This is a genomic window from Sphingomonas ginkgonis (genome assembly GCF_003970925.1).
GTDB classification, from domain to species: domain Bacteria; phylum Pseudomonadota; class Alphaproteobacteria; order Sphingomonadales; family Sphingomonadaceae; genus Sphingomicrobium; species Sphingomicrobium ginkgonis.
Window position 1 is genome coordinate 497,633 of sequence record NZ_RWJF01000001.1, and the last position, 19,798, is coordinate 517,430.

The following is a 19,798-nucleotide window of genomic DNA, read 5'->3' on the forward strand; positions in this document are numbered from 1 at the left end:
GAACGGTCGGACCTCTCCAACGCCCGCGCGGCTTACGCAAGCCTGAATGTTTTCCCGTGCGCGGACAGGGGCTTAGCCGGCCTCGGCAACGGTCTCCAGAATCGCCCGGCCGTAGCGGTCGAGCTTGGCCGCGCCTACGCCGCTGATCTGTCCGAGCGCGGCGAGGCTGGCCGGCCGGGCCGCCGCGATCTCGCGCAGCACGCTGTCGTGGAAGATCACATAGGGGGGTACCCCGGCCTCCGTCGCCAGGGCGCGACGCTTCTGCCGGAGCGCCTCGAACAGCGGGTCGCCGACGGGATTGGCCTCGCTCGAGCCGCGGCGGCGGCGCTGGCGCGGCGGCGGGACGGCGATCCGCACATCCTTCTCGCCCTTGAGGATCGCCTTGGCGCCCGGCCCGAAGCTCAGGCCGCCGTAAGCGTCCGCGCGCAGCGCATCGGCGGCGATCAGGTGGCGCGACACCGGCTTGAGCAGCGCCAGCTCGTCGGGCGAGCAGATGCCGAACACGCTCAGCCGGTCGTGCCCGAACCCGCGCACCTTCTCGTTGTCGTCGCCGCCGAGCACCGCGGTCAGATGGCCGACCCCGAACCGCATCTCGGTCCGGAACGCCGCCGACAGCAGCTTGCGCGCGACTTCGGTCACGTCGATCGTCTGCGGCGGCTCGAGGCAGTTGTCGCAGTTGCCGCACGTCTCGGGCGGAGTTTCGCCGAAGTGGCGGAGGAGGACGGCGCGGCGGCAGCCGGCGGTCTCGACCAGCGCCGCCAGTGCGTTCAGCCGCTCGCGCTCGCCGGCCTGGCGCTCGGCCGGGACCTCGGTCTCGATCCGCCGCCGGGCGTTGGCGAAGTCGCTCGCCGACCAGAACAGCACCGCCTCGGCTGGGTCGCCGTCGCGCCCGGCGCGGCCGGTCTCCTGATAATAGCTCTCGATCGACTTGGGGATGCCGGCATGCGCGACCAGCCGGACGTCGGGCTTGTCGATGCCCATCCCGAACGCGACCGTCGCCGCCATCACCATCTCTTCCGAGGCGACGAAATCGGCCTGGTTGCGCTGCCGGACCTGCGGCTCGAGCCCGGCGTGATAGGCGCGCGCCGGGCGGCCCGACCCGGCGATCCCTTCCGCGATCCGCTCCGCCTTGTCGCGGCTCGGCGCGTAGACGATCCCCGGCCCGGGCACGGTCGCCAGCAGGCCCTTGAGCTGCGCCCCAACCTGGTCGCGCGGGCGGATCGAGTAGCGGATGTTGGGCCGGTCGAAGCCGGCGACGATCAGCCCCTCGGCCGGGATCCCGAGCTGATCGAGGATATCCTCGCGAGTCCGCTGGTCGGCGGTCGCGGTCAGCGCCAGGCGGGGCACGTCGCGAAAACGGTCCAAGAGGCCGCGAAGCTGGCGATAGTCGGGGCGGAAGTCGTGCCCCCATTCGCTGACGCAATGCGCCTCGTCGATCGCGATCAGCGCCAGCCGCGCGCCGCTGACCAGCCGCTGGAAGCCGGGCGTGTTGGCCCGCTCCGGCGCGACGTAGAGGAGGTCGAGTTCGCCCGCGCGGAACCGCCGCTCGACCTCGGCGCGATCGCTGTCGGCGCTGGTCAGCGAGGCGGCGCGGATCCCCAGCGCCTCGGCCGAGCGGATCTGGTCGTGCATCAGCGCGATGAGCGGCGAGACGACCAGCGCCGTGCCTGCGCGGGCGAGCGCCGGAAGCTGGTAGCAGAGCGACTTGCCCGCGCCGGTCGGCATGACGGCGAGGGTGTGCTCGCCCGCCAGCACGCGCCCGACCACCTCGGCCTGAACGCCGCGAAAGTCGTTGAAGCCGAAGACGTTGCGGAGGATCTGATGCGGGTCGGTCACTAAGACGGCTCTTTGTGGTCATGGGCCTTGCGGTGCAAGGCCGCGAACGCCAAACCGAGCCCGATGACCGTACGCGTGGACATGGGAGCGGGTCCAGGGGGGCAGGCCGTCTCGATCGACCTTGAGGAACTGCTGGCGACCCGCCTGCTGGTGCAGGGCAATTCGGGGTCCGGCAAGTCGCACCTGCTGCGCCGGCTGCTCGAGAAGAGCGCCGGGCAGGTGCAGCAGATCGTGATCGATCCGGAGGGCGACTTCGTCACGCTGGCCGACCGCTACGGCCATGTCGCCGTCGAGGCGGCGGACCATGGCGTCGGCGAGATCCAGCGGCTCGCCGCGCGGGTCCGCGAGCATCGCGCCAGCCTGGTCCTCAGCCTCGAGGGGCTGGAGGCCGAAGGGCAGATGCGCTGCGCCGCGGCATTCCTGGCCGCGCTGTTCGACGCCCCGCGCGACCATTGGTACCCGGCGCTGGTGGTGGTCGACGAGGCGCAGCTGTTTGCGCCGTCGGGCGGCGGCGAGGTGGCCGAGGACGTCCGCCGCGCCTCGCTCGGCGCCATGACCAACCTCATGTGCCGCGGCCGCAAGCGCGGGCTGGCCGGGATCGTCGCCACCCAGCGGCTTGCCAAGCTCGCCAAGAATGTCGCGGCGGAGGCGTCCAACTTCCTCATGGGGCGGACCTTCCTCGACATCGACATGGCCCGCGCCGCCGACCTGCTCGGCATGGAGCGGCGCCAGGCCGAGGCGATCCGCGACCTGCCGCGCGGCACCTTCCTCGCGCTTGGGCCGGCCATCTCGCGCCGCCCGCTCGAAGTCGCGATCGGCCCGGTCGAGACGCTCGCGCGGTCGGTCAGCCCCAAGCTGCTGCCGCTTCCCAGCGCGCCGGCCGAGGACCTCCAGGGGCTGCTGTTCGCCGGCGGCGACGAGCCACCCCCCGCGCCCGAGCCGGTCCGCGCGCCGCCGGCGCCGCTGCCCTCGGAGCAGCTGCTCGCCGCCATGGCGTCACGCGCCGCCGCGCCTGCCTCGGCCATGCCGGCGCGCTCGGACGAGGAAAGCGCGGCGATCGTCGCCGAGGTTCTGCGCGCCATCGTCGCCGACGCCGACAGCGCGGGCCGCTCGGCGTCCGTCCTCTACCAGGACTTCACCATCCGCTGCCGGATGGGCGGGCTCGGCCAGCCGCCGCTCGACCTGCCCGGCTTCACCCGCCGCCTGTCGATGGCCCGCGCCGGCCTCTATTCGGTCGACGACGCGGACTGGGACGGCGCGCTCGAGACCGCGCGCCTCCTTCCCGACGACATGCTCGGCCCCTTCCTGCTGCTGGCGAAGGCCGCGCGCGAAGGCGCCCCGACCCCGAGCGACGAGGCGATCGCCCAGAGCTACGGCACTGCCAGCCTCGGCCGCGCCCGTCGCCTGTTGCAGTATATCGAAAGCCGCGAGCTGATCGTCAGCCGCGTCGACCTCGCCGGCAAGCGCAGCATCGCCATTCCGCGCCTGGGGTGGAGCACGGCGGCGGCGTAGGCAGTCTTCCTGATGAAGGGTCGGGGAGCGCTTTGCCGGCCGCAGCCAACCCTGACGGGAAGCTGACCTCGACCGGCGGAATTTGGCCGGACGCGAGGCCGATCCGCCGGTGTGGCGTTGACCGGTTTTCATCGGCAACTGGATGGGTGACATGACGAGGCTTGCGGCCCTGCTCGCGATCGTGCTTGCTGGCGCGACCCCTGCGGCATTCCAGGCGCCGGAACGACCGTGGCCGCGCGGGGTGGCCTTGCCGGCGGGCGAGCCGGTCAGCGAGGATTACCGCCACCAGTTCGACCTGTGCGACCAGGGCGGCACCTTCCTCGGCGCCGAGTCCCGCTACACCCGCGGCTGCCGGGGCGATCCCAACCGGGTGACCGCTCTGCGGCGGCTGCCGGGCGGCGCGGTCGGCTATGTCTCCAAGTTGGCGGTCGACCTCGACGGCTCGGCCTTCGCCTGCGGCCCCAACCATGGGCGGATGGACCAGTGCGGGACGACGCTGATGCTGCGCGACCCCGCCGGGCGCGAGGTGCCGGTCGATGCCGACGCGGTGCCCTATGCGGTCATCCCCGATTTCGGGCCGGGCGAGGCGGACGGCCAGTTCTCACGGCTGACCGGAGTCCATGTCGGCGACTTCGGCGTGGTAATTGCCCGCGGCCGGACCGTGCCGGTGATCGTCGCCGACACCGGGCCGGCCGCCAAGCTGGGCGAGGGCTCGCTGGCGCTCCACCGCGCGCTCGGCAACGAGCAGTGCGTGACCAAGGATTCGAAAGGCGTCTGCAGCCGCGTCGACAACGAGGGCGACGGGATCGACGCCGACGTCACCACGATCCTGTTCCCTGGGAGCGCGAGGTCCGACCTGACGCCCGGCTCGATCGCCGCGGTGACCCGCCGGGAGGGGCTGCGGCTCTGGTCGCAGCTCGCCCGCAAGGGCTGAACGCCTATTCCGCGGCCTGCTCCAGCTCGCGCTCGGCCGCCTGTCGCACCCACAGCTCGGCATAGAGGCCGCCGCGCCGGAGCAGCTCGGCGTGGGTGCCGCGTTCGGCGACCCGGCCGCCGTCGAGCACCACGATCTGGTCCGCGCCGACGATGGTCGAGAGCCGATGCGCGATGGTGATGGTGGTGCGGCTGGTCGCGATCCGGTCGAGCGTGTCCTGGATCGCCTCCTCGGTCCGGCTGTCGAGCGCGCTCGTTGCCTCGTCGAGGATCAGCACCGGCGGGTTCTTGAGGAGGGTGCGGGCGATCGCCACCCGCTGCTTCTCGCCGCCCGAGAGCTTGAGCCCGCGCTCGCCGACCATCGCCTCGTAGCGGTCGGGCAGGGCGGCGATGAAGACGTCGATCGCCGCGCCCTCGGCAGCGCGCTCGACCTCGGCCTGGCCGGCGCCCTCGCGGCCGTAGCCGATGTTGTAGCCGATCGTATCGTTGAACAGCACCGTATCCTGCGGGACGATCCCGATCGCGGCGCGCAGGCTGTTCTGCTGGACCGCGGCGATGTCCTGCCCGTCGATGGTGATGCGCCCCGACTGCGGGTCGTAGAAGCGGTAGAGCAGCCGTGCGAGGGTCGACTTGCCCGCGCCGGACGGGCCGACCACGGCGCAGCTGGTGCCCGCCGGAACGTCGATCGTCACGCCCTTGAGGATCTGCCGCTCGGGCTCGTAGCCGAACACCACGTCGTCGAAGCGGACATGGCCGCGCGACACCGCCAGCGTCGGCGCGCCGGGCACGTCGACCACCTCGGCCGGCGTGTCGAGCAGGTCGAACATCGCCTCCATGTCGATCAGCCCCTGGCGGATCGAGCGGTAGACCCAGCCGAGCATGTCGAGCGGGCGGAAGAGCTGCAGCAGCAGGCTGTTGACCAGCACCACGTCGCCCGCGGTGAAGCGGCCGCGGCTCCAGCCCCACACGGTCAGCCCCATCGCCCCGGCCATCATCGCGTTGGTGATGAGGCTCTGCCCGATGTTCAGCCAGGCGAGGCTGACCTCGTTGCGGACCGAGGCGCGGGTGAAGCTGCCGATCGCCTCGTCGTAGCGCCGGGCCTCGCGCTCCTCGGCCCCAAAATATTTCACCGTCTCGTAGTTGAGCAGGCTGTCGACGGCGCGGCCGATCGCCTTGTTGTCGACGTCGTTCATGTCGCGCTGGAGCTTGCTCCGCCATTCCGACACGCGGCGGGTGAAGACGATGTAGACGGCGACCGTGACCAGCGTCGCCGCGACCAGCCCGAAGCCGAACTTGACGTAGAAGATGACGCTGGTGGCAACGAGCTCGATGATCGTCGGGGCGATGTTGAAGAGGAGGAAGTAGAGCATCATGTCGATGCTCTTGGTCCCGCGCTCGACGATCTTGGTCAGGCTGCCGGTGCGCCGCTCGAGGTGGAAGCGGAGCGACAGCGAGTGGACGTGGCGGAATACCCGCGCGCTGAGCAGCCGAGCGGCGTTCTGCCCGACCTTCTCGAAGGTGGCGTTGCGCAGATTGTCGCTGAGCACCCCGCCGAAGCGGGCGAGCGTGTAGGCGGCGACCAGCCCGAACACGATCCCGACCGCCGCGTGCGGCCCGCTCATCCGGTCGATGATGCCCTTGTAGGCGAAGGGCATGGCGAACAGCACGCCGCGCCCGGCGAGGACCAGGACCAACGCCACCGCGACCCGGATCTTGAGCTCGGTCGCGCCGCGCGGCCACAGCATTGGCAGGAAGCGCCACAGCACCCTGAACCCGCCGTTCTTCCCCGAGACCGTCTCACCCGCCGCTGCTGCCATCGCCGCAAGGTAGGAAGTGCGCGACAAGCCCGCAATCGCCTGATGCGAAACGATTGGAACCGCCCGTTAATTTGCCGGTTATCAAGGCAAGTTCTTCGGGGAGGTCAGTATGGGTCCCGCCGCTTTCGTCATTGCCATTCTCGGCTGCTCCGACGGCCAGTCTGCCTGCCAGCAGGTCAGCACGCTCCCCACCCAGTACGAGAGCCAGGCGAGCTGCCTCGCCGCGACGCAGGACGCACTGTCCAACTCGACCGACCTCGACTTCCCGACGATCGTCGCGGAATGCCGTCGCTCCGGCCAGCCGCTGAGCCCGGCGGCGGAACACAAGGCACCCAAGGCGCGTCCCCTCGTCATCGCCAGCCGCTGAGGACGGGAAGCATGAGCCAGGAAGCCGAAACGATCATTCCGCGCATCCAGGAAGGGAGCGAGCCCGGGATCGAGGCCCAGCTCGACCCCAAGCCGCAGTGGGAGCCGCGCTTCGCCGGGTCCGGCCGGCTGCAGAACAAGGTGGCGATCGTCACCGGCGCCGACAGCGGGATCGGCCGGGCGGTCGCCTCCCTGTTCGCGCGCGAAGGCGCCGATGTCGTAATCGTCTACCTCAACGAGCATGAGGACGCGGACAAGACCCGCGACATCGTCACCGCCGAGGGCCGGCGGGCGATCACCATCGCCGGGGATCTCGGCGACAAGCAGTTCTGCGAGCGCGTGGTTCAGCAGACGATCGACGCGTTCGGCAAGCTCGACGTGCTGGTCAACAACGCCGGCGAGCAGCACCCCGACAAGAACCTCGAGGACATCGACGAGCAGCAGCTCAAGCGGACCTTCCAGACCAACATCTTCTCGATGTTCTTCCTGACCCAGGCCGCGCTGCCGCACCTCAAGGAGGGGGCGGCGATCGTCAACTGCACCTCCGAGACGATGTATGCGGGCGCACCGATGCTGCTCGACTACAGCTCGACCAAGGGCGCGATCACGGCCTTCACCCGCAGTCTTGCGCTGAACCTGGTCGAGAAGAAGATCCGCGTGAACGCGGTGGCGCCCGGCCCCATTTGGACTCCGCTCAACCCGGCCGGCGGGAGCCCGCCGGAGAAGGTCGCCAAGTTCGGGCAGAACACGCCGATGAAGCGGCCGGGCCAGCCGAACGAGGTCGCGCCCGCCTTCCTGTTCCTGGCCTGCGAGGATTCCAGCTACATGACCGCCCAGGTGCTCCACCCCGACGGGGGCAACACCACGTCGAGCTGAGCAAGGGCTTGGGATTTTTCACTAAGGAGTGGCGGGTCTTCCCGCCACTTTTTGCATCTGGCGCTCGGAAAAGCTGAGAACACTCGCTTTTTTCCAATTGGCACGTTCCCTGCAAAGTAGGGTCGTGGCCCGGATGGTCCGGCGCCACGGACAGGGAGAAGTCAAAATGTTCGTCACCGCCGCCAATGGTCGTCAGCTCGCCGTCAGCCTAGCCGGCGCCTTCATCACCGCCATGCTGTTCGTCAGCGCCGCGGTCGGCCCGCTGCCGCTCGTCGCCTGACCGGCCCCGACCCTTCAGAGAAAGCCAAGAACATGAACGGTAAGTTCCTCCTCAACCGCCGCGACGCCAAGATCATGGGCGTCGGCGCCGGGATCGCCGACTGGATGGGCGTCGACGCGCTCTTCGTCCGCCTCGGCCTGGTCGTCGCGGCGCTGGTCTTCCCGGTGACGATCCTCCTCTACATCCTGACCGGCTGGCTGGCGTCGGACCGGTGACGGATGACCCGCACCGGCTCGAGCGGTTCGTCGAGGCGCAGCGCGAAATCTACCCGCGCGCCCTCGACGAACTCGCCGCCGGCGCCAAGCGCAGCCACTGGATGTGGTTCATCTTTCCGCAGCTCGCCGGCCTGGGCCGAAGCCCGACCGCGCAGGCCTATGCGGTCGCCTCGCTCGACGAGGCCCGCGCCTATCTCGGCCACCCGCTGCTCGGGCCGCGACTCTACGAGTGCGTCGAAGCCCTGCTCGCCCTGCCCCGCGACCGCGAGATCGAGCGGGTGCTCGGGCCCATCGACGCGACCAAGCTCCGCTCCAGCCTGACCTTGTTCGAGGCGGCCGACGGCGGCGCTCCGCTGCGGCGCGCACTCGACCGCTTCTTCGCCGGAGAGCGCGATCCGCTCACCCTCGTTCGTCTCAAATAAGCAACAATTCATGGAACCGAGCCGCGGGCTTGTGCGATGATACGCCCACGGAACAGTTGTGGCGCGATTCGCGCGCCGCGGGCTGCCGACCAACGAGGGGAAGGGATTCCACTATGAAGTACACCGCCAAGCTCGCTGTCGCTGCCGGCCTCATCGCTCTCGCCGCTTGCAACAAGAGCCCGCAGGAGCAGAAGGCCGACAACATCGAGGCGAACACCGAGAACGTCGCCGACAACATCGAGGCGAATGCGTCAAACGCCGCTTCGAACCTCAACGACAATGCGCAGAACGCCGCCGACGTCGTCCGCAACCAGGGCGAGATGAAGGCTGATGCGGTCCGCAACGGCGCCGACATGGACGGCAACAGCGCGACCAGCACGACTCACACGACGACGACGACCACCACCAACAAGATGTAACCAAGGGTCCGCCGCTCCATCAGCACGCACGGCGGATCTCGACGGAAGGGCGCTCGCGCGATCGTCGCGAGCGCCCTTTTCTTTGCCTGAAAGAGGGTTGCTGACGCAGATCAAGTCGCTCGCTCGGCTCGGCGTGTGAACGGTTCGCTTGGGCGATGATCGTTACGTTGCCGTTAATACCCGGCTTCTCCGCGCCCTGAGAACATGTCCTTCTCCGCCCGGACGAGGGGAGGGGAGATGGCAGGATCGCTGTGGCAGGCGGCCGCGCTGCTGGCGCTGGCCGGCAACGCGATACCGGCGAGCGCGGCTGAGTCTCCGTCCGAGGAGGCGCCACTCGTCGTTCGCGGGACCCCGGCGGCGCGCGCGCCCGAGGTGTTCGGGACGGTCGGCCTGCCGGTCCGCGCCGAGCGCTACGCCGAGCTGTGGAACCATGTTCTCGCGGGGCGGATCGACGCGCCCGCCTTGCAGCATTTCGTCGCCCCAGCCCGCCGGCTCGAACCGGCGGCCCAGCTCGCCTTCGTGCAGCGGGCAGCGGGGCAGCTGCGCTGGCGGTCCGACGCGACGGTGTGGGGCCAGCACGAATATTGGGCGACCGCGGCGGAGACCCTGCAGGCCGGCTATGCCGACGACGATTGCCTCGCCGTGCTGAAGATGCAGGCGCTGCAGGCGCTGGGCTGGTCGCCCCGCAACCTCTACCTGACGATCGGCCACGACCAGGTGGCGGGAGCGACCACGGTATTGCTGGTCCGCACCGGCGAGGGTTTCCAGCTCCTCGACGACCGGTCCGAGCGTCCGCTGCCGGCCGCCGAGCGGAGCGGGTTCGTGCCCCAGCTGAGCTTCAGCAGCGCCGGTCACTGGCTGCACGGCCGGCTCGCCCGCACCGGCGGCGCGACGCTCGCCGCGCGTTGACGCGCTCGCCCGTTACGGCGCTGGCCAGCCCGCTTCTTCGCACCTAGAGAAGGGAGGTTCGAGGAGGAGACGGGTAATGCGCAACTGGCTGGTAGCTCTGGCGATGATCGGAACCGCGACCGCGGCGGAAGCGGCCCTGCCGGTCGGGGCCAAGGCGCCCGACTTCGTGACCACGGGGGCGCTCGGCGGCAAACCCTTCCGCCTCCACCTCGCCGACCAGCTCCGCAAGGGACCGGTCGTCCTCTACTTCTACCCCAAGGCCTTCACGTCCGGCTGCACCATGGAAGCGCACGCCTTTTCGGAAGCGAGCGACGACTTCCGCAAGGCCGGCGCGACGGTGCTGGGCATGAGCGCCGACGACGCCGAGACGCTCAAGCGCTTCTCGGTCGAGCATTGCCGCGGCAAGTTCCCGGTGGCGACCGCGAGCTCGGCGACCATCCGCGATTATGACGTCAAGCTGCCGGTCGTCAGCATGACCAACCGCACCACCTATGTGATCGCGCCCGACGGGCGGGTGGCGATGTCATATTCCGCGCTCGACTGGAAAGAGCATGTCAGCCGCGCCCTCGCGGCGGTGAAGGCGCTCCAGAAGAAGGGCTGATCCGCGGCCCGAACCGGCGTATGGTGCTCCCCTCACCCGAGAAGGAGCCTCGTCATGGACAGGGCCAAGGAGACGGACCGCCACTACTCGCCCGAGCAGGTGCGCGGCGGCAGTGAGGAAAATGTCGTCCGCTGGGTGCTGGCGATCAGCTTCGTCCTCATCGTCCTCGCGATGTCGGCGGTGTGGATCGTCGGCGCGGTGACCCGCTGACCCGCTGACGGATCAGGCCAGCGCGCCGCCCGGCACGTCGTCGGCGGCGCCGAGCGGACCGATGTCGGCCGGCTCGCCGCGCGAATAGATGCCGGTCAGCAGCCCCGCCGCGAGGATCGGGCGCTCGCGCAGCGCGTCGACGACGTCGCCGCGGTCGGGCGTCGGCTCGAGCGGGGCCCCGGCGCCGAGCGCGAGCAGCTGGAAGACATAATGGTGGGCGCCATGGCCGTTGGGCGGATCGGGCGGCAGCCAGCCTTCGCGCCGGAAGCTGTTGCGACCGGTGTCGCCGCCCGCGTCGCCGTCGCCGTCGGGGGCGATCCCGCCCTCGGCGATCCCGCCTGCCTCGGGCGGCAGCCCGGCGACGATCGCATGCACCAGCGGCCGGGCGGCGGGTGCGTCCGGGTCCTCGACGATCAGCAGCAGCGTCTCCGTTCCGGCGGGCGGCGGGCCCCAGCTGAGCGGCGGCGACACGCCCTCGCCGTCGGCGGTGAAGCGGTCGGGGATCCGCCCGCCGTCCGCGAAGGCGGTGCTGCTCAGCGACAGGGTCGCCGCGTCCGACGGGACCAGCCGGGCGATCGTCAGCTTGTCGGCGCCGGCGCGAAGCCCGGACAGGGCCGAGCCGAGCCAATGCGGCAGATGTTCGAGCATCAGATGGTCTCCTTCTAGTCGGTGCCGGGCGCGCTCTGGCTCGCCCGCAGCACCGTCTTGACGTTCATGAACTCGCGCGCGCCCCACGGGCCGAGCTCGCGGCCGTGGCCGCTGTGCTTGATTCCGCCGAACGGCGCCTCGGGGATCGAGGAGAACAGCTGATTGACCGCCAGCATTCCGCTCTCGACGTCGGCGACGAAGCGCGCCTGCTCGCCGGCATCATTGGTGAAGACGGCGCCGCCCAGGCCATAGGGTGTGGCGTTGGCGATCTCGATCGCCTCGTCGATGTCGTGCGCCCGGAACAGCATGGCGACCGGCCCGAAGATCTCCTCCTGCATGAGGTGGCTGTCGACCGGCACGTCGGTCAGCACCCCCGCGCTCATCCAGGCTCCCGGCCGGTCCAGCCTGGTTCCGCCGGTCAAAGTCGCGCCGGACGACTTCGCCTCGTCGAGCTGGTCGAGCACCGTGTTGCGCTGCTCCTCGCTCGACAGCGGACCCATGACGATCGAATCCTCGGTGGGGTCGCCGATCGGCAGCTCGAGCATTGCCTTGGTGAAGCGCTCGGCGAAGTCATCGTAGATATCGGCGTGGACGATCATCCGCTTGCCGCAGACGCAGCTCTGGCCCGCGTTCTGCACCCGCGCCGTGACGGCGGTCGCCACCGCCTTGTCGAGGTGGGCCGAGGGCATGACGATGAACGGGTCGGACCCGCCCAGCTCGAGCACGACCTTCTTGAGCGCCTTGCCGGCCTCGATCGCAACCGACCGCCCAGCCGCCTCGCTGCCTGTCAGGGTCACCGCCGCGATCCGGTCGTCGGCGATCAGCCCGGCGACCGAGCCGCTGCGGATGGCGAGGTTCTGGAACAGGCCGGCGGGGGCGCCGGCGGCGGTGACCGCTTCCTCCAGCAGCCCGGCGCAGCCCTGGACGATGCTAGCGTGCTTGAGCAGGCCGACGTTGCCGGCGAGGATCGTCACTGACAGGAAGCGGACCGCCTGCCAGTAGGGGAAGTTCCAGGGCATCACGGCCAGGATCGGACCCAAGGGGCGATAGTGAAGCTCGCCCGACCCGCCGGGAAGCGGCTGCGGCGCGATCCACTTCGCGCCTTCCTGCGCCGCGTGGCGGAACCCCGCCGCGCACTTCTCGACCTCGGCACGGGCGCCGGCGAGCGTCTTTCCCATCTCGTCCGTCGCCATCCGCGCCAGCCGCTCGCGATCGGAGTCGAACCGTTCGGCGATCCGCTCGAGCAGGGCGGTCCGCTCCTCGACGGCGCTGTTCCGCCATTGCCGGTAGCAGGCAGCCGCGCGGGCGACCTTCGTCTCGACCTCGGCGGCGGTCAGTTCGGGATAGGTGGCGATTTCGGCCCCGGTCGCGGGGTTGGTCGAGCGGAACATGATGTCTCCGGGAAGCACGGGGCATGGGGCGAACGCGAGGGCCGCCGGGACCGTTCCGCATGAGCGATCGTTAAACTGCGATTGAGCTAAGTCGTTGTTTTTGGCCGGGGAGTGCAGTCCGTCCGGGTAACGGCTCGGCCCATCCTTAACTGGCGAACCGGCCTGCGCCCCCGCGCGTAAGTGACGTCATGATGCACCGTCATCCCCGCCTGAACCCCGGGCTGACCGCGATCGCCGCGGTCTTGGCCCTCTCTTCCACCCCCGTGGCCGCGCAGGCCGTGGATCCCAGTCCGGCACCCCCTGCCAGCGAGGCCGCGCCCGTTCGCCTGTCGCCGCCGCCGCCGACCAGCGGATCCTCGACTCCGGCCGCCAGCGATCCGCTCGCGCCGGCGGCGGACAGCAGCCCGGCCGAGCCGGCGGACAGCTCCACCGCCGCGACGACCAGCGAGGCCGCTCCCGCCGCGACGACTCACCGCAGCACCCGTGCGACCCGGACCACGCGGACCGTGACCCGCACGGCGGCGACGGCTCCGGCGCCTGCGAGCCGCTCGGCGCGGACCGCGGCCGAGACCGGCACGGCCGCGCCGTCGGCGCCCGCCGAGGCGAGTGCGCCCGCGCAACCGCCGCTGGCCGCCGCGCCGCCCGCGCCCGAGCCGGCCGCGGTGTCCGAGACGCCCGCCGCTCCGCCCGCTCAGTCGACCAGCGGCGGCACGGATGCGGGAACGGCGGCCGAGGTCGCCGGGGCCGGGCTGCTCGCCGCGCTGCTGATCGGCGGCGGGGCGCTGGCCCTGCGTCGCCGCCGCCGCCGCGCCGAGGATCTCGCCTATGCCGACGAGGAGCCGGTCGCGGCGGAGCCGGTGTGGCAGGAGCCGGTCGCCGAGCCGCGGCTCGCCCGGTCCGAGCCGCAGATCGAGGAGCGTCCGGCAATGGCCTGGTCGCGCCAGCCTGCCGAAGCTGCGGCAGCACAAGCCCTGCCCGAGAGCGCCGGTGCCGATCATGACAGCCTGCCCGAGGGTTTCGACCTGTCGCGCTTCGGGCCGCACGTGCAGCGGGCTTATCGTGGGCCGACGCCGGACAATCCCTCGCTGTCGCTCAAGAACCGGCTGCGCAAGGCCGCGGCGATGGACAAGCGGGCGCGGGACAATGGCGAACTCGACCGTTCGCGCGAGGTCGCGCAGGCCCCGACGGCCCCGGCTGATCGGCCCGCCGTTCCGCTCGGCCGACCGGCGTCCACCCCGGCGGCGCGAGCACCGCAGTCTTCGATGCTGGCCGGCGGCTTCGGCAGCTACCAGGGCTGGCAGATGAAGCCGTCGACCCAGCACTAGGGGCTTGTCGGGGGTGGGGCGGGATCCGGTGGGTCCCGCCCCTGACCATCTGTGGAGAGAAGCGAAGCCGGCCGCGCTAGAGCTTGCGCACGACCCCGTCGGAAGTGGCGACGGTCAAACCGAAGCGCTTGACCTTGACCGTGTTGGTGGCGGACCGCCCGCCCGGCAGCGGGGTCATCAGCTGCTCGGCGCTGAGATTGCCCTGCATCGTGAAGCGGAACCGGTAGCGGTCGCCGACCTTGTCGATGTCCACCGGCCCGACCGCCTCCGACATCGCCGCGCTGTAGCGGTCCACGCCGATCTGGCGGACCCGCCAGCGGCGCTCCTGCACCGGCTTGCCCTCGTCCTCGACCCGCTGAATGAGGGTCAGGCTTCCGTCGGGCTCGATCCGCCCCACGCCGATGCTGTGCGTGCGATACGGTTTGTGGAACATGACCTTGACCATGCCCTGGGTCTCGGTCCGGCCCTCGAAGAAGCGTAGCGGATCGAGCTGCGGCTGGACGGTGGCGGACGACAACGGGGCCGCGAAAAGCGCGAGCGGGACAGCAAGAAAGGCGTGACGCAAGACGGGCATATGCCGGTCTTTAACGAGGGGATGTGGGCTTTGTTGCGGGAAATGCACTCGCCCCGCGCCCACGCGCCCCGGAGTGATGCGGGCGAGCCACAGCCGATCGTCCCGGCTTGTCGAATCGTTCCTGTTCTGTTCTTCATTGCGGATGGGCGCCAACACTCGGCTCGACAGCCTGTCCGACCTCGTCCGCCGCAAGGCGAACCTGAGGGTCGAATGCCATACCTGCGACAAGGTCAGCGTCATCGACGCGGCCCGCTTCAACCGCTTCTGTCTGGTGCGGCAGTGGAGCACGCAGCTCGGGCAGCTCGGGACCCGGCTCCGCTGCGCGCGTTGCGGCGCCCGCCCGGGTCGGCTCGGCGCGACGCCGGAGAAGCCGGAGCCGGACCTGTTTCCCCAAGGCGAGCGGGCGTGGAAGGCGCTCTACCGGCGGATGCGGGGATAGCGGCGCCGCCAAGCCGCTTGCCAGCGCCCGCCGGCGGGGGCAGCCTGGCGGGATGACCGGACGCATCCGCAGCTTCGCCGACTTCTGGCCCTTCTACCTGCGCGAGCATGCCTCGCCGCGGACCCGGGCGCTCCATTATGCCGGGACCAGCCTGGTGGTGGCGATCACCCTCGCGGCGCTGGCGACGGGACGCACGGGGCTGCTGATCGCGCTGCCGGTCGCGGGCTACGGCTTCGCCTGGGCGGCGCACTTCCTGGTCGAGAAGAACCGCCCGGCGACCTTCACCCACCCGCTCTGGTCGCTCGCCGCGGATTTCCGGATGTGGGGACTGTGGCTGACGCGCCGGCTCGGGCCCGAGCTGGAGCGCGCGGGGGTGACGCGCCGCTAGCGTTCCGCCTCGCCGCCCTGCCGCTGACCGGGAACGATGCCCCGCCGGGCCGGTTGCCAACAGCGGCACTGGAGCGAAGGAGGTGGCGCATGGCCGAGGCATGGTGGAACGACACGCTGATCGCCAAGAGCGATGATATCGTGACCGTCGAGGGGAATGCCTATTTCCCGATCGAGGCGGTGACCCCCGGAGTCCTCACCGACAGCGCGACCACGAGCGTCTGCCCGTGGAAGGGGACGGCCTATTACTACACGCTGGCCGCGGGCGGCGCCGAGAACAAGGACGCCGTCTGGTACTACCCCGAACCGAAGGACGCGGCGAAGCAGATCGAGGGCCGGGTGGCGTTCTGGAAGGGGGTGGAGGTGCGGTGAGTGACGCCGCGGTCAGGGCGGTGATGGCCCTGCTCGCCGATCGGGCGGCGGACGCCACCATCTGTCCCAGCGAAGCCGCGCGGGCGCTTGCCACCGCGCGTGGCGAGGCGGACTGGCGACCGCACATGGCCGAGGTGCATGACGCGGTCGACCGGCTGGTCGCAGACGCCCGGGTGCGGCTGAGCTGGAAGGGCACAGCGATGGCAACGCGAAACGGTCCGTACCGCATCGGTCGGCAAGGGCGATGAGCGACAGCCATGCCGTCATGCCATGGGCTACACCCGGCTCAATTCACCCGGGCCGCGAGGGCTCGGTGTTGTTCGCGGCTTCCCTCTCAGCGGCGCCGGACCCGCGAACCGGGCGCCGAACGCGGTCGGAGATGCTCAGTCGTGCTCCCGGCCGCCCGCGCCGATGTAGAGTTCGTTGCCGCCGTCGCGGTAGCGCTGGCTCATCTCGGCCATGCCGGCGTCGGCGTCTTCCGGCGTGGGGGCGGGGGTGTCGGCCCCTTCACCACTCGGCGGCGCCGAGCGGTCCACCTCCCCTGAAGCAAGTTCAGGGGAGGAGTTGAGGAGGCCGTCCTGCTGCTTGGCGGCGAAGTCGCGGACTTCCTGGGTGATCTTCATCGAGCAGAACTTGGGGCCGCACATCGAGCAGAAGTGGGCGGTCTTGGCGCCCTCCGCCGGCAGGGTCTGGTCGTGGTACTGCTCGGCGGTGTCGGGGTCGAGCGACAGGTTGAACTGGTCGCGCCAGCGGAACTCGAAGCGGGCGCGGCTCAGCGCGTCGTCGCGCAGCTTGGCGGCCGGGTGGCCCTTGGCGAGGTCCCCGGCATGGGCGGCGAGCTTGTAGGTGACGACGCCGACCTTGACGTCGTCGCGGTCGGGTAGCCCGAGATGCTCCTTGGGGGTGACGTAGCAGAGCATCGCGGTGCCGAACCAGCCGATCATCGCCGCGCCGATCCCGCTGGTGATATGGTCGTAGCCTGGCGCGATGTCGGTGGTGAGCGGCCCCAAAGTGTAGAAGGGCGCCTCGCCGCAGCTCTCCAGCTGCTTGTCCATATTCTCCTTGATCTTGTGCATCGGCACATGGCCGGGGCCCTCGATCATCACCTGACAGTCGTGCTCCCACGCCTTCTTGGTCAGTTCGCCCAGCGTGTAGAGCTCGGCGAACTGCGCCTCGTCGTTGGCGTCGGCGATCGAACCGGGACGGAGGCCGTCGCCGAGGCTGAAGGCGATGTCGTAGGCCTTCATGATCTCGCAGATCTCGTCGAACCGCTCGTAGAGGAAGCTCTCGCGGTGATGGGCGAGGCACCACTTGGCCATGATCGAGCCGCCGCGGCTGACGATCCCGGTGACTCGCCTAGCGGTGAGCGGGACGTAGGGGAGGCGGACCCCGGCGTGGATGGTGAAATAGTCGACGCCCTGCTCGGCCTGCTCGATCAGCGTGTCGCGGAAGATGTCCCACGACAAGTCCTCGGCGATGCCGCCGACCTTTTCCAGCGCCTGGTAGATGGGAACGGTGCCGATCGGCACAGGCGAGTTGCGGAGGATCCACTCGCGGGTGTCGTGGATGTTGCGGCCGGTGGAGAGGTCCATCACCGTGTCGGCGCCCCAGCGGATCGCCCACACCATCTTGTCGACCTCGGACGCGACGTCGCTGGCGACCGCGCTGTTGCCGATATTGGCGTTGATCTTGATGAGGAAGTTGCGGCCGATCGCCATCGGCTCGGATTCGGGATGGTTGATGTTGTTGGGGATGATCGCGCGGCCGCGGGCGATCTCGTCGCGGACGAACTCCGGCGTCACGAAATCGGGGATGGCGGCGCCGAAGCTCTCGCCGTCGCGACGGGTGCCGAGCGCGGCTTCGCGGCCGAGATTCTCCCGGTGCGCGACATATTCCATCTCGGGCGTGATGATGCCGCGGCGGGCATAGTGCATCTGGGTGACATTATGGCCGGGCCGGGCGCGAAGGACGCGCTTGCGGACGTTGGGGAAGGGCTGGACCCCGCCCGAGCGGTCGGGGCCGAGCTGGCCATTGTCCTCGGGGCGGACCTCGCGCTGGGTGACGTCCTCGACGTCGCCACGCTCGCGGATCCAGCGGGCGCGGAGCTCCGGGAGGCCGGCCATGATGTCGATGCGGGCCTCGGGATCGGTGTAGGGGCCGCTGGTGTCGTAGAGGGTGACCGGCGGCTCCCCGCAAGACGGCTCGAGATCGACCTGCCGCATCGCGACTCGCCGGGGACCGAGATGGACCTTGCGGCTGCCGCGGATCGGGCCGGTGGTCACCTTGAGCTCGGTGCGGGCGGGGATGTCGGCCATTTCGTCTCTCCTCACAGGGGAGAAAGCGGGCCACCGCTCCCTCCCTACGCCCGCGTGAACGGGATCAGGTTCAGCGGGTCGGACGGGGCCAGCCGTCCCTCTCAGCTCATTGTTTCCCGCCGTGGTCCTGCGCGGCGGGGGCGAGCTCCCCGGGGAAGCTTCGCCTTAGGCGCTTGCGCGGGGCGGCGAAAGGCCGGAACCGGCGGCGCGCACGAAAAAGGGGAGCGGCGGTGCCGCTCCCCTCGAGAACATCGGGCCAGTCGGGAACCGCCTAGCGGCCGCCCTGCTCCGCCTGCGCCGCGGCCTGCGCCTCGGCCGGCGAGATCACGCCGTCCTTGTTGGTGTCGGCGGCGTCGAACTGCCGGAGCTGGGGAGCGCGGAACTCCTCGCGGCTGATCTTGCCGTCCTTGTTGGTGTCGAGCTGCGAGATGGCGGTCGTCGCCGGCGGCACCGGGGGCAGGTTGATCGGGTTGCCGGCGTTGAACTCGGCGCGGCTGATCTGCCCGTCCTTGTTGGTGTCGAACTGGTTGAACACCTCGGTCCGGCGCTGCTCGAGCGCGGTGCGCAGCTGCGCGGCCTGGCGGGTCTGCCCGGCGGTGATCTCGGCAGCGGTGATCTGCCCGTCCTTGTTGGTGTCGAACTCGGCGAAATTCTCGTCCAGCCGGCTCGTGTAGGCGGCGCGGGTGATCGGCTGCTGTGCCGGCTGCGCACCCTGCGCGGCGGCGGCCTGGAGGGCGAACAGCAGGGGAAGGGTCAGGGTCACGTCGGTAAATCTCCTCGCACGACTGGGTGCGGCGGGATTGCTGAACAATCCCGACTGACACGAACATGAACGACGGTCCGGCCCGCCATGCGGGAAGGCCGAACCGCCGATAATTCGCGGGTTAGAGCGACTGCAGGTTAACCGCGGCGGTCTTGCCGCGACGGTCGACCTCGAGCTCGAAGCTCAACCGGTCACCCTCGTTGAGGCTCGACATGCCGGCGCGCTCGACCGCCGAGATGTGGACGAAGGCGTCGGGCTGCCCGTCGTCGCGCTGGATGAAGCCGAAGCCCTTCATGGCGTTGAAGAACTTGACCGTGCCCTGCGCCTTCTCGCCGGTCAGCTGGCGCTGCGGGCCACGCTCGCCGCCCGGTCCGCCGGCGCCGGGGGCACCGCCCCCGCTGCGCTCGACCGGCATCGGCTCGCCGTCGATCTTGAGGTTGGTCGCCGAGATCCGGCCGCCACGGTCGACGAGCGTGAACTCGAGCGGCTGCCCGTCCGCGAGGTCGCTGAGGCCCGCCTGCTCGACCGCGGAGATGTGGACGAACACGTCCTCACCGCCATCGTCGCGCACGATAAAGCCAAACCCCTTCTGCGGGTTGAAGAACTTGACGACGCCCTTGCCCTCGCCGACAACCTGGGGGGGCATTCCGCCGCCACCGCCACCGCCGAAGCGGCCGCCACCGCCGCCGCCGCCGCCGAAGCGACCACCGCCGCCACCGCCGCCGCCGAAGCGATCACCGCCACCGCCGAAACGGCCACCGCCGCCACCGCCGCCGAACCGGTCGCCACCGCCGCCGAAGCCGCCGCCGCCACCACCGCCGAAGCGATCACCACCGCCACCAAAGCCGCCGCCGCCGAAGCGATCACCACCGCCAAAGCCGCCGCTACTGCTGAACGCATCATCACCGCCGAAACCATCGCGCTTGTCGCGGCCGCGCCCGCCGCGCTCACCCTTGCGCCCTCGATCGAAACCCATCTGTACTTCCCTGGCCCCAATAATCTTAAACCAACGCGCTGGGCTCTTCGGCGCAACCGGTCGCCGGCGGGTCTCAAGACACACCGATTTGTTTACTTACAGCAAAAAAGCAGCTGGCTCCAGCGATTCTCTGGAAAATTGGCCTGCCGGGCTGGCAAGCGCCCGTTCACCCGCACTAGAGGAGGGCTCGTCCAGCAGAAAAAGGAACCGGA

Annotated in this window: 23 protein-coding genes and 1 riboswitch; of the genes, 15 read left to right on the forward strand and 8 right to left on the reverse strand. The window is 70.3% G+C overall.

Annotated elements, in window-relative coordinates:
* Window positions 1-72: 72 nt before the first annotated feature.
* Window positions 73-1,836: a DNA helicase RecQ gene (recQ, locus tag HMF7854_RS02470; RefSeq protein WP_126717653.1), complete on the reverse strand. Its 1,764-nt coding sequence runs from the start codon at window positions 1,834-1,836 to the stop codon at window positions 73-75.
* Between the two features lie 63 nt (window positions 1,837-1,899).
* Here recQ and HMF7854_RS02475 point away from each other — a divergent pair, with 63 nt between their 5' ends.
* The gene (locus HMF7854_RS02475; RefSeq protein WP_126717654.1) at window positions 1,900-3,348 is read left to right on the forward strand and encodes a helicase HerA domain-containing protein; all 1,449 of its coding nucleotides are present in this window, start codon (window positions 1,900-1,902) and stop codon (window positions 3,346-3,348) included.
* Window positions 3,349-3,499: 151 nt separating this feature from the next.
* A complete protein-coding gene (locus HMF7854_RS02480; protein ID WP_126717655.1) occupies window positions 3,500-4,282 on the forward strand; it encodes a glycoside hydrolase family 75 protein in 783 nt (260 codons plus the stop codon).
* 4 nt (window positions 4,283-4,286) lie between these two features.
* On the opposite strand, the gene HMF7854_RS02485 is transcribed toward HMF7854_RS02480, so the two are convergent.
* Window positions 4,287-6,098, reverse strand: a complete 1,812-nt coding sequence (locus tag HMF7854_RS02485) for an ABCB family ABC transporter ATP-binding protein/permease (protein ID WP_126717656.1) — start codon at window positions 6,096-6,098, stop codon at window positions 4,287-4,289.
* A 109-nt stretch (window positions 6,099-6,207) separates the two neighbouring features.
* Between HMF7854_RS02485 and HMF7854_RS02490 the strand changes: the two genes are divergently transcribed.
* The 8 genes from HMF7854_RS02490 (at window position 6,208) to HMF7854_RS15650 (ending at window position 10,396) form a co-directional block, all read left to right on the forward strand.
* The gene (locus HMF7854_RS02490) at window positions 6,208-6,465 is read left to right on the forward strand and encodes a hypothetical protein (RefSeq protein ID WP_126717657.1); all 258 of its coding nucleotides are present in this window, start codon (window positions 6,208-6,210) and stop codon (window positions 6,463-6,465) included.
* Between the two features lie 11 nt (window positions 6,466-6,476).
* Window positions 6,477-7,340 (forward strand): SDR family oxidoreductase, encoded by an 864-nt coding sequence (locus tag HMF7854_RS02495; RefSeq protein WP_126717658.1) that lies wholly within the window; start codon window positions 6,477-6,479, stop codon window positions 7,338-7,340.
* Between the two features lie 312 nt (window positions 7,341-7,652).
* A complete protein-coding gene (locus HMF7854_RS02500; RefSeq protein WP_126717659.1) occupies window positions 7,653-7,835 on the forward strand; it encodes a PspC domain-containing protein in 183 nt (60 codons plus the stop codon).
* Window positions 7,832-8,257 carry a DUF1810 domain-containing protein gene (locus HMF7854_RS02505; RefSeq protein WP_126717660.1) on the forward strand — a complete coding sequence of 142 codons (426 nt, stop codon included), beginning with the start codon at window positions 7,832-7,834 and terminating at the stop codon, window positions 8,255-8,257. The genes HMF7854_RS02500 and HMF7854_RS02505 overlap by 4 nt, the downstream gene beginning before the upstream one ends.
* Before the next feature lie 113 nt (window positions 8,258-8,370).
* Window positions 8,371-8,676 carry a hypothetical protein gene (locus tag HMF7854_RS02510; protein ID WP_239016805.1) on the forward strand — a complete coding sequence of 102 codons (306 nt, stop codon included), beginning with the start codon at window positions 8,371-8,373 and terminating at the stop codon, window positions 8,674-8,676.
* Window positions 8,677-8,913: 237 nt separating this feature from the next.
* On the forward strand, window positions 8,914-9,585 hold the full coding sequence (locus HMF7854_RS02515; protein ID WP_185829129.1) for a transglutaminase-like cysteine peptidase: 672 nt from the start codon (window positions 8,914-8,916) through the stop codon (window positions 9,583-9,585).
* A gap of 76 nt (window positions 9,586-9,661) precedes the next feature.
* Window positions 9,662-10,186: a peroxiredoxin gene (locus HMF7854_RS02520; RefSeq protein WP_126717662.1), complete on the forward strand. Its 525-nt coding sequence runs from the start codon at window positions 9,662-9,664 to the stop codon at window positions 10,184-10,186.
* A 54-nt stretch (window positions 10,187-10,240) separates the two neighbouring features.
* Window positions 10,241-10,396, forward strand: coding sequence for a hypothetical protein (locus HMF7854_RS15650; protein WP_185829130.1), 156 nt, complete (start codon window positions 10,241-10,243; stop codon window positions 10,394-10,396).
* Between the two features lie 12 nt (window positions 10,397-10,408).
* Here the strand turns inward: HMF7854_RS15650 and HMF7854_RS02525 are convergent, their stop codons facing one another.
* Together HMF7854_RS02525 and HMF7854_RS02530 are read right to left on the reverse strand one after the other, a co-directional pair.
* Window positions 10,409-11,044 carry a YbhB/YbcL family Raf kinase inhibitor-like protein gene (locus HMF7854_RS02525; RefSeq protein WP_126717663.1) on the reverse strand — a complete coding sequence of 212 codons (636 nt, stop codon included), beginning with the start codon at window positions 11,042-11,044 and terminating at the stop codon, window positions 10,409-10,411.
* A 14-nt stretch (window positions 11,045-11,058) separates the two neighbouring features.
* Window positions 11,059-12,435, reverse strand: a complete 1,377-nt coding sequence (locus HMF7854_RS02530) for an NAD-dependent succinate-semialdehyde dehydrogenase (protein WP_126717664.1) — start codon at window positions 12,433-12,435, stop codon at window positions 11,059-11,061.
* A 278-nt stretch (window positions 12,436-12,713) separates the two neighbouring features.
* On the opposite strand from HMF7854_RS02530, the gene HMF7854_RS15655 reads away from it, so the two are divergent.
* On the forward strand, window positions 12,714-13,760 hold the full coding sequence (locus HMF7854_RS15655; protein WP_185829131.1) for a hypothetical protein: 1,047 nt from the start codon (window positions 12,714-12,716) through the stop codon (window positions 13,758-13,760).
* 76 nt (window positions 13,761-13,836) lie between these two features.
* Here HMF7854_RS15655 and HMF7854_RS15660 read toward each other — a convergent pair whose 3' ends face one another.
* Window positions 13,837-14,277 (reverse strand): DUF3833 family protein, encoded by a 441-nt coding sequence (locus HMF7854_RS15660; protein WP_185829132.1) that lies wholly within the window; start codon window positions 14,275-14,277, stop codon window positions 13,837-13,839.
* Window positions 14,278-14,476: 199 nt separating this feature from the next.
* Here HMF7854_RS15660 and HMF7854_RS15665 point away from each other — a divergent pair, with 199 nt between their 5' ends.
* The 4 genes from HMF7854_RS15665 (at window position 14,477) to HMF7854_RS02555 (ending at window position 15,780) form a co-directional block, all read left to right on the forward strand.
* Window positions 14,477-14,773, forward strand: coding sequence for a hypothetical protein (locus HMF7854_RS15665; protein WP_185829133.1), 297 nt, complete (start codon window positions 14,477-14,479; stop codon window positions 14,771-14,773).
* Between the two features lie 52 nt (window positions 14,774-14,825).
* Window positions 14,826-15,161 (forward strand): Mpo1-like protein, encoded by a 336-nt coding sequence (locus HMF7854_RS02545; RefSeq protein WP_126717666.1) that lies wholly within the window; start codon window positions 14,826-14,828, stop codon window positions 15,159-15,161.
* Between the two features lie 89 nt (window positions 15,162-15,250).
* Complete coding sequence (locus HMF7854_RS02550) at window positions 15,251-15,532, forward strand: DUF427 domain-containing protein (RefSeq protein WP_126717667.1); 282 nt, start codon at window positions 15,251-15,253, stop codon at window positions 15,530-15,532.
* A complete protein-coding gene (locus HMF7854_RS02555) occupies window positions 15,529-15,780 on the forward strand; it encodes a DUF3253 domain-containing protein (RefSeq protein WP_338056326.1) in 252 nt (83 codons plus the stop codon). The genes HMF7854_RS02550 and HMF7854_RS02555 overlap by 4 nt, the downstream gene beginning before the upstream one ends.
* A 135-nt stretch (window positions 15,781-15,915) precedes the next feature.
* Here the strand turns inward: HMF7854_RS02555 and thiC are convergent, their stop codons facing one another.
* From thiC to HMF7854_RS16155, 3 genes are all read right to left on the reverse strand, one after another.
* Window positions 15,916-17,847, reverse strand: coding sequence for a phosphomethylpyrimidine synthase ThiC (gene thiC, locus HMF7854_RS02560; RefSeq protein WP_126717668.1), 1,932 nt, complete (start codon window positions 17,845-17,847; stop codon window positions 15,916-15,918).
* A gap of 24 nt (window positions 17,848-17,871) precedes the next feature.
* Window positions 17,872-18,009: riboswitch (TPP riboswitch) on the reverse strand.
* 109 nt (window positions 18,010-18,118) lie between these two features.
* Complete coding sequence (locus HMF7854_RS02565) at window positions 18,119-18,610, reverse strand: EF-hand domain-containing protein (RefSeq protein ID WP_126717669.1); 492 nt, start codon at window positions 18,608-18,610, stop codon at window positions 18,119-18,121.
* A gap of 121 nt (window positions 18,611-18,731) precedes the next feature.
* A complete protein-coding gene (locus HMF7854_RS16155; protein WP_126717670.1) occupies window positions 18,732-19,586 on the reverse strand; it encodes a cold-shock protein in 855 nt (284 codons plus the stop codon).
* Between the last annotated feature and the right edge of the window lie 212 nt (window positions 19,587-19,798).